Source organism: Ensifer sp. SSB1 (genome assembly GCF_016652895.1).
Classification (GTDB): Bacteria; Pseudomonadota; Alphaproteobacteria; order Rhizobiales; family Rhizobiaceae; genus Ensifer.
Genome location: NZ_JAEPRP010000105.1, coordinates 1 through 6,797, shown reverse-complemented (window position 1 = coordinate 6,797; position 6,797 = coordinate 1). Strand labels below are relative to the sequence as shown.

General features: G+C 58.9%; 14 protein-coding genes. All 14 read right to left on the bottom strand.

Features of this window, described 5'->3' with window-relative positions; genetic code table 11:
* Positions 1–288 (bottom strand): 50S ribosomal protein L5 (gene rplE / locus I8N66_RS23460; protein ID WP_291158591.1); only part of this gene is annotated, 288 nt, incomplete at its 3' end.
* Complete coding sequence (rplX, locus tag I8N66_RS23455; protein ID WP_113541391.1) at positions 281–592, bottom strand: 50S ribosomal protein L24; 312 nt, start codon at positions 590–592, stop codon at positions 281–283. The genes rplX and rplE, both read right to left, overlap by 8 nt.
* Positions 593–606: 14 nt before the next feature.
* A complete protein-coding gene (rplN, locus tag I8N66_RS23450; protein WP_034795548.1) occupies positions 607–975 on the bottom strand; it encodes a 50S ribosomal protein L14 in 369 nt (122 codons plus the stop codon).
* Between the two features lie 178 nt (positions 976–1,153).
* The gene (rpsQ, locus tag I8N66_RS23445; RefSeq protein WP_034795546.1) at positions 1,154–1,390 is read right to left on the bottom strand and encodes a 30S ribosomal protein S17; all 237 of its coding nucleotides are present in this window, start codon (positions 1,388–1,390) and stop codon (positions 1,154–1,156) included.
* Between the two features lie 12 nt (positions 1,391–1,402).
* Positions 1,403–1,603 carry a 50S ribosomal protein L29 gene (rpmC, locus tag I8N66_RS23440; protein ID WP_034795543.1) on the bottom strand — a complete coding sequence of 67 codons (201 nt, stop codon included), beginning with the start codon at positions 1,601–1,603 and terminating at the stop codon, positions 1,403–1,405.
* 11 nt (positions 1,604–1,614) lie between these two features.
* Positions 1,615–2,028 (bottom strand): 50S ribosomal protein L16, encoded by a 414-nt coding sequence (gene rplP / locus I8N66_RS23435; RefSeq protein WP_011975175.1) that lies wholly within the window; start codon positions 2,026–2,028, stop codon positions 1,615–1,617.
* A gap of 38 nt (positions 2,029–2,066) precedes the next feature.
* Positions 2,067–2,801 (bottom strand): 30S ribosomal protein S3, encoded by a 735-nt coding sequence (gene rpsC / locus I8N66_RS23430; protein ID WP_113541392.1) that lies wholly within the window; start codon positions 2,799–2,801, stop codon positions 2,067–2,069.
* Positions 2,801–3,190, bottom strand: coding sequence for a 50S ribosomal protein L22 (gene rplV / locus I8N66_RS23425; RefSeq protein WP_057255573.1), 390 nt, complete (start codon positions 3,188–3,190; stop codon positions 2,801–2,803). Before rplV ends, rpsC begins: the two co-directional genes overlap by 1 nt.
* A gap of 2 nt (positions 3,191–3,192) precedes the next feature.
* Positions 3,193–3,471 carry a 30S ribosomal protein S19 gene (gene rpsS, locus I8N66_RS23420; RefSeq protein WP_018239488.1) on the bottom strand — a complete coding sequence of 93 codons (279 nt, stop codon included), beginning with the start codon at positions 3,469–3,471 and terminating at the stop codon, positions 3,193–3,195.
* Between the two features lie 15 nt (positions 3,472–3,486).
* Positions 3,487–4,323 carry a 50S ribosomal protein L2 gene (gene rplB / locus I8N66_RS23415; protein WP_113541393.1) on the bottom strand — a complete coding sequence of 279 codons (837 nt, stop codon included), beginning with the start codon at positions 4,321–4,323 and terminating at the stop codon, positions 3,487–3,489.
* Between the two features lie 43 nt (positions 4,324–4,366).
* Positions 4,367–4,660 (bottom strand): 50S ribosomal protein L23, encoded by a 294-nt coding sequence (locus I8N66_RS23410; protein ID WP_057255571.1) that lies wholly within the window; start codon positions 4,658–4,660, stop codon positions 4,367–4,369.
* Entirely contained in the window at positions 4,657–5,277 is a 621-nt protein-coding gene (gene rplD / locus I8N66_RS23405) for a 50S ribosomal protein L4 (protein ID WP_034795521.1), read from the bottom strand. Before rplD ends, I8N66_RS23410 begins: the two co-directional genes overlap by 4 nt.
* Before the next feature lie 12 nt (positions 5,278–5,289).
* Complete coding sequence (gene rplC, locus I8N66_RS23400; RefSeq protein ID WP_057255569.1) at positions 5,290–5,976, bottom strand: 50S ribosomal protein L3; 687 nt, start codon at positions 5,974–5,976, stop codon at positions 5,290–5,292.
* 139 nt (positions 5,977–6,115) lie between these two features.
* Positions 6,116–6,424 (bottom strand): 30S ribosomal protein S10, encoded by a 309-nt coding sequence (gene rpsJ, locus I8N66_RS23395; protein ID WP_003507767.1) that lies wholly within the window; start codon positions 6,422–6,424, stop codon positions 6,116–6,118.
* Between the last annotated feature and the right edge of the window lie 373 nt (positions 6,425–6,797).

The window sequence follows — 6,797 nt, the reverse complement described above, 5'->3', positions numbered from 1 at the left end:
GGTAACCTTGGCACCAATCGGCATGCCTTCGCGAAGCTTGAAGCCAGCGATGGAGTTGCGAGCGCGGGTGATTACCGGCTTCTGACCAGCAATCGCTGCGAGGTCGGCAGCAGCAACGGTCGGCTTCTTGGAGTCGCCCGTCGATTCGCCAACACCCATGTTGATGACGATCTTGTCGAGGCGCGGGATCTGCATCTCGTTGGCGTAGGAGAACTTCTCCTGCATAGCCGCACGAATACGCTCGACATATTCCTTCTTGAGCCGCGGCTCGTAAGCGGACTTAGCCATCGATCACTACTCCCGAACGCTTGGCCACGCGGACCTTCTTGTCGCCATCGATCTTGAAACCGACGCGGGTCGGCTTGCCGTCCTTCGGATCGGCAATCGCGATGTTCGAAAGATGGATCGAGGCTTCCTTGTTGACGATGCCGGCTTCCTGGCTCTGGGTCTGGCGCTGGTGACGCTTCACCATGTTTACGCCACGCACGACAGCCCGGTCTTCCTTCGGCATTACCTGTACGACTTCGCCGGTACGGCCCTTGTCCTTACCGGTGAGAACGACGACTTTGTCGCCTTTGCGAATCTTTTGCATCTCTTAACGCTCCCTTAGAGTACTTCTGGAGCCAGCGAGATGATCTTCATGTGGTTCTTGGCGCGAAGTTCGCGCGGAACCGGTCCGAAGATACGGGTGCCGATCGGCTCTTTCTTGTTATCGATAAGAACGGCTGCGTTGGTGTCAAAGCGGATGACAGAGCCATCCGGACGGCGGATGTCCTTCGCAGTGCGAACGACAACAGCCTTCATGACATCACCCTTCTTTACGCGGCCGCGCGGAATGGCTTCCTTGATCGAAACGACAATGATGTCGCCGACCGACGCATACTTGCGCTTGGAGCCGCCCAGCACCTTGATGCACATGACACGACGTGCGCCGGAATTATCCGCCACGTCGAGGTTTGTTTGCATCTGAATCATGTCAGGTCGCCTTCTTGTTGTTACCAGGCCGGTTGGGTCGAAACCCCCTCGCCCGGCTTATAGTGCTCATCTCAAAGCAAAAGAACGCCCGGAATCGAGCGTTCCCCTGCTTCAATTGCGTGCTTCATACAGGTATTTTCCCAAGACGCAAGGGTCTTGGCGTCAAAACCTGCTGAAATCAAGCGTGGGCGGCGACTACCGTCCAGCGCTTATCCTTCGAGATCGGCGCACATTCCTCGATGGAAACGACGTCACCAACCTTGTACTGGTTGTTTTCGTCGTGCGCCTTGTACTTCTTCGAGCGACGGACGGTCTTCTGGAGGATCGGATGCGCAAAGCGGCGCTCGACCCGTACGACGACAGTCTTGTCGTTCTTGTCGCTGACAACAGTGCCCTGCAGAATGCGTTTCGGCATATTTTCTGGTCCTTAGGCCTTGGCTTCTGCCGCCTTCTGGCGGGCAATGGTTTTGACGCGTGCGATGTCCTTGCGGACTTCGTTGATACGCGAAGACTTCTCGAGCTGGCCGGTTGCCTTCTGGAAGCGCAGGTTGAACTGCTCCTTCTTCAGCTTGGCAAGCTCTTCGTTGAGTTGATCAGCGCTCAGAGCGCGAACATCTACGGCTTTCATGAGTTCACTCCTTACTCTGCGATACGCTGCACGAAGCGCGTCTTGACAGAGAGCTTGGCAGCGCCAAGACGAAGTGCCTCACGGGCAAGTTCTTCGCTGACACCATCGATCTCAAACATCATTCGGCCGGGCTTGACCTTGCATGCCCAGTATTCGACCGAACCCTTACCCTTACCCATGCGGACTTCCGTCGGCTTGGCGGTGACCGGAACGTCGGGGAACACACGGATCCAGACGCGGCCGGCGCGCTTCATGTGACGCGTGATCGCGCGGCGGGCCGCTTCGATCTCGCGCGCATTCACGCGGTTGGGTTCCTGAGCCTTAAGGCCGAATTCGCCGAAAGCGAGATCAGATCCGCCCTTGGCTACGCCCTTGATGCGGCCCTTGAACTGCTTGCGATACTTCGTACGCTTTGGCTGCAACATTTTTTTACTTCTCCGATATTGGCTGCCAAACGCGAATGTTACGCGTTTTCACGACGGCGGTCACGATCGCCACGGTCGCGATCACGGCCTGCCGGGCCCTGGTTGTCACTTTCGATCGCGCGACGCTCGGAAGCCATCGGATCGTGCTCAAGGATTTCGCCCTTGAAGATCCAGACCTTGATGCCGCAGATGCCGAAAGCGGTTTCCGCTTCAGCCGTGCCGTAGTCGATGTCCGCACGCAGGGTGTGCAGCGGAACGCGACCTTCGCGGTACCATTCGGTACGAGCGATTTCGGCGCCACCGAGGCGGCCGGCGCAGGTGATCTTGATGCCTTCGGCGCCAAGACGCATGGCCGACTGAACAGCGCGCTTCATCGCGCGGCGGAAAGCCACGCGGCGCTCGAGCTGCTGGGCGATCGACTGAGCAACGAGCGTTGCGTCAACTTCCGGCTTGCGTACTTCAACGATGTTGAGGTGCGTTTCGGAGTTGGTCATCTCGGAAAGCTTCTTGCGAAGCTTTTCGATGTCAGCGCCCTTCTTGCCGATGATGAGACCCGGGCGAGCCGAGTGGATCGTGACGCGGCACTTCTTGTGCGGACGCTCGATGACCACCTTGGCGATACCGGCAGCCTTCAGTTCTTCCATCAGGTAAGCGCGGATCTTCAGGTCTTCATGAAGAAGCTGGCCGTATTCGGCGTTGTCCGCGAACCAGCGGCTATCCCAGGTCCGGTTGATACCGAGACGGAAGCCGATCGGATTAATCTTCTGACCCATTATGCGGCCTCCCCTTTGGCTTCCACTTCACGGACGACGATCGTCAGGTGCGAGAATGGCTTTTCGACACGCGATGCACGGCCGCGACCACGAGCGTGGAAGCGCTTCATGACAATCGACTTGCCAACGTAAGCTTCTGCAACGACGAGCGAATCGACGTCGAGATCGTGGTTGTTCTCGGCGTTCGCAATCGCAGATTCAAGGGTCTTCTTGACCGTTTCTGCGATGCGCTTGCGGGAGAACTCCAGTTCGGCCAGAGCGCGATCGACCTTCTTGCCGCGGATCATCGCCGCAACCAGGTTGAGCTTCTGGGGGCTGACGCGGATCGTGCGCGCAATTGCCTGCGCCTCATTATCCTTCAGCCGGCGTTCGGCTTTTGCCTTGCCCATTGTTACTTCCTCTTTGCCTTCTTGTCCGCGCCATGACCGTAGTAGGTCCGGGTCGGAGAGAATTCGCCAAACTTGTGACCGACCATGTCTTCATTGACGCTGACCGGAACGTGCTTGCTGCCGTTGTAGACGCCGAAGGTGAGGCCGACAAACTGCGGAAGGATCGTGGAGCGGCGGCTCCAAATCTTGATCACTTCGTTGCGACCGCCTTCGCGGACCTTCTCAGCCTTCTTGAGAAGATAACCGTCAACGAACGGACCTTTCCATACTGAACGAGTCATTCGAGACTTCCTCTCTTACTTCTTCTTCTGGTGCCGCGAGCGCATGATGAACTTGTCGGTCGACTTGTTCGAACGCGTACGCTTGCCCTTCGTGGGCTTGCCCCACGGGGTAACCGGGTGACGACCACCCGAGGTACGGCCTTCACCACCGCCGTGCGGGTGGTCAACCGGGTTCATGACGACGCCGCGAACGTGCGGGCGCTTACCGCGCCAACGCGAACGACCAGCCTTACCGTCATTGATGTTGCCGTGATCGGGGTTCGATACGGCGCCGATCGATGCGAGGCAGGAACCGTGCACGAGGCGCTGTTCGCCCGAGTTCAGACGAAGGATCGCCATGCCCTGGTCGCGACCGACGAGCTGAGCGTAGGTACCGGCGGAGCGAGCCATCTGGCCGCCCTTGCCCGGCTTCATTTCCACGTTGTGGATGATGGAGCCGACCGGGATGTACTGCAGCGGCATCGTGTTGCCGGGCTTTACGTCGACAGCCTTTTCCGAAGCGATGACCTTGTCGCCAGCAGCGAGGCGCTGCGGAGCGAGGATGTAGGCCTTTTCGCCGTCGGCGTAGTTGACGAGCGCGATGAACGCGGTGCGGTTCGGGTCATATTCCAGACGCTCGACCGTGCCTTCAACGTCGAACTTGCGACGCTTGAAGTCGACCAGGCGATACGTACGCTTGTGACCACCGCCCTGGAAGCGAACGGTGATGCGACCGAGGTTGTTGCGACCGCCCTTGGAGGACAGGCCTTCGGTCAGCGCCTTGACCGGCTTGCCCTTGTAGAGGCCGGACCGGTCTACGATGACCAGCTGACGCTGGCTCGGGGTCGTCGGATTGAAATTTTTCAATGCCATTTTCTTGTTCCCTTTTGGGTTTTTACCCTAATGGGCCTATCCGTTAGAGACCGGTGGAGACGTCGATGGACTGACCGTCGGCGAGCGTGATGATCGCCTTCTTCACGTCCTTCTGCTTTCCGGCAAAGCCGCGGAAACGCTTCGTCTTGCCCTTGCGGACCAGCGTGTTCACAGCCGTAACCTTGACGCCGAACAGAGCTTCGACAGCAGCCTTGATCTCAGGCTTCGAAGCGTCCTTGGCGACGTTGAAGACGACCTGGTTCTGTTCGGAAACCAGCGTCGACTTTTCAGTGATCGAGGGAGACACGATCACGTCGTAGTGGCGAAGATCCGTCATTTGAACCGCTCCTCCAGAGCTTCCACGGCAGCCTTGGAAAGCACGAGCTTGCCACGGCGCAGAATGTCGTAAACGTTGATGCCCTGAACCGGCAGAACGTCCACGTTCGGGATGTTCTGGGCTGCGAGCTTGAAATTGTTCTCGATCTCGGCGCCGCCGATGATGAGAGCGTTGGTGAGGCCGAGCGAGGCGAACACGCCGGCGAGTGCCTTGGTCTTGGCTTCCTTGGCAACGAGATCGTCGATGACGATGATCTCTTCAGCCTTCAACTTGGCCGAGAGCGCATGGCGCAGGCCGAGAGCACGAACCTTCTTCGGAAGGTCGTGAGCGTGGCTGCGGACAACCGGGCCATGAGCCTTGCCACCGCCGCGGAACTGCGGAGCACGAGCGGAGTGGTGGCGGGCGCGGCCCGTACCCTTCTGCTTGTACATCTTGGCGCCGGTGCGCGAAACTTCCGCGCGGCCCTTGGCCTTGTGCGTGCCCTGCTGCTTCTTGGCGAGCTGCCAGCGAACGACGCGGGCAATGATGTCTTCACGGGGTTCGAGGCCGAAAATGGCGTCAGAAAGGGAAACCTTTCCTGCGTCCTTGCCCTCGAGGGTTTTGACGTTGAGATCCATTATTCGGCTCCCTTACTTCGATGCTTCGGCGCGCACAGCGGCCGGGCGCGGAGCGCCTTCCGGGGTGCCCGACTTGATGGCGTCACGAACGACGATCCAGGCACCCTTGGAGCCGGGGACTGCGCCCTTGACCAGGATCAGACCGCGGTCTTCATCGGTCGATACGACTTCGAGGTTCTGGGTGGTGACGCGGGTCTGGCCCATGTGACCAGCCATGCGCTTGCCCTTCCAAACGCGGCCCGGGTCCTGGTTGGAACCGGTAGAACCATGCGAACGGTGCGAAACGGAAACGCCGTGCGTTGCACGCAGACCGCCAAAGTTGTGGCGCTTGATGGCGCCGGCAAAGCCCTTACCGATCGTGGTACCGGTGACGTCGACGAGCTGACCGGCAACGAAATGGTTCGCCGTCAGTTCTGCACCGATGTCGATCAGGTTGTCCGCGGAAACGCGGAACTCGACGAGCTTCGCCTTCGGCTCGACGTTGGCAGCAGCAAAATGGCCGCGCATCGCCTTCGGCGTGTTCTTGACCTTGGAGCGACCAGCACCGAGCTGGACAGCAACATAGCCGTTCTTTTCTTCCGTACGCTGGGCTACCACCTGGCAGTTTTCCAGCTTCAAAACTGTAACCGGGATATGCTCACCGGCGTCGTTATAGACGCGGGTCATTCCCACTTTCTGTGCAATCACACCTGAACGCATCGGTTCATTCCTCTTGAGAGTTAGTGACGGAGCGAACCCCCTCACATCTCTGGTTTAAGGTTTCCTTGAGATCATCCGATCTTGAGGTCGCCCGTTTTTGGAAGCCGTTGGACCGGGGTCCACGTACCTTCCTTGTTTATTAAAGCTTGATTTCCACGTCGACGCCGGCAGCCAGGTCGAGCTTCATCAGCGCGTCAACGGTCTGCGGGGTCGGGTCTACGATGTCGAGAAGGCGCTTGTGGGTGCGCATTTCGAACTGTTCACGGCTCTTCTTGTCGACGTGCGGCGAGCGGTTGACCGTAAACTTTTCAATGCGCGTCGGCAGCGGTACGGGACCGCGCACGCTTGCACCGGTACGCTTTGCCGTCGACACGATTTCGCGCGTCGAGGCGTCGAGGATCCGGTGATCAAACGCCTTGAGGCGGATGCGGATGTTCTGGCCGTTCATACGACTTATCCTTGTTCAGGTTACTTGCGGTTTCCGTGGAAAAACACGCAGTGAACTTCGTTTAATTTCGGCCAGTCCGCTAACTTTTCAAAGATCGGAGGGACAGGGTTTCCCCTGCCCCTTCCTATTTGAGCGGCCGTGGCCGGCCTGTCTTCTTGTGAGCGCACAACGTCGAAGCACCGTGCAAATCACGCGTGGGCGCCATTTGCACTATTTCGTCGTCTTCGGCAAGCCGTGCGACCAACTAAATCTTTCGGGGCGGGTATGTCCAAGGCGCATAGCACATGCACCTTGTGTCTTCCCGCCCTCAGTCTCGTCGATTACTCGACGATGGAGGCAACGATGCCTGCGCCGACGGTACGGCCGCCTTCGC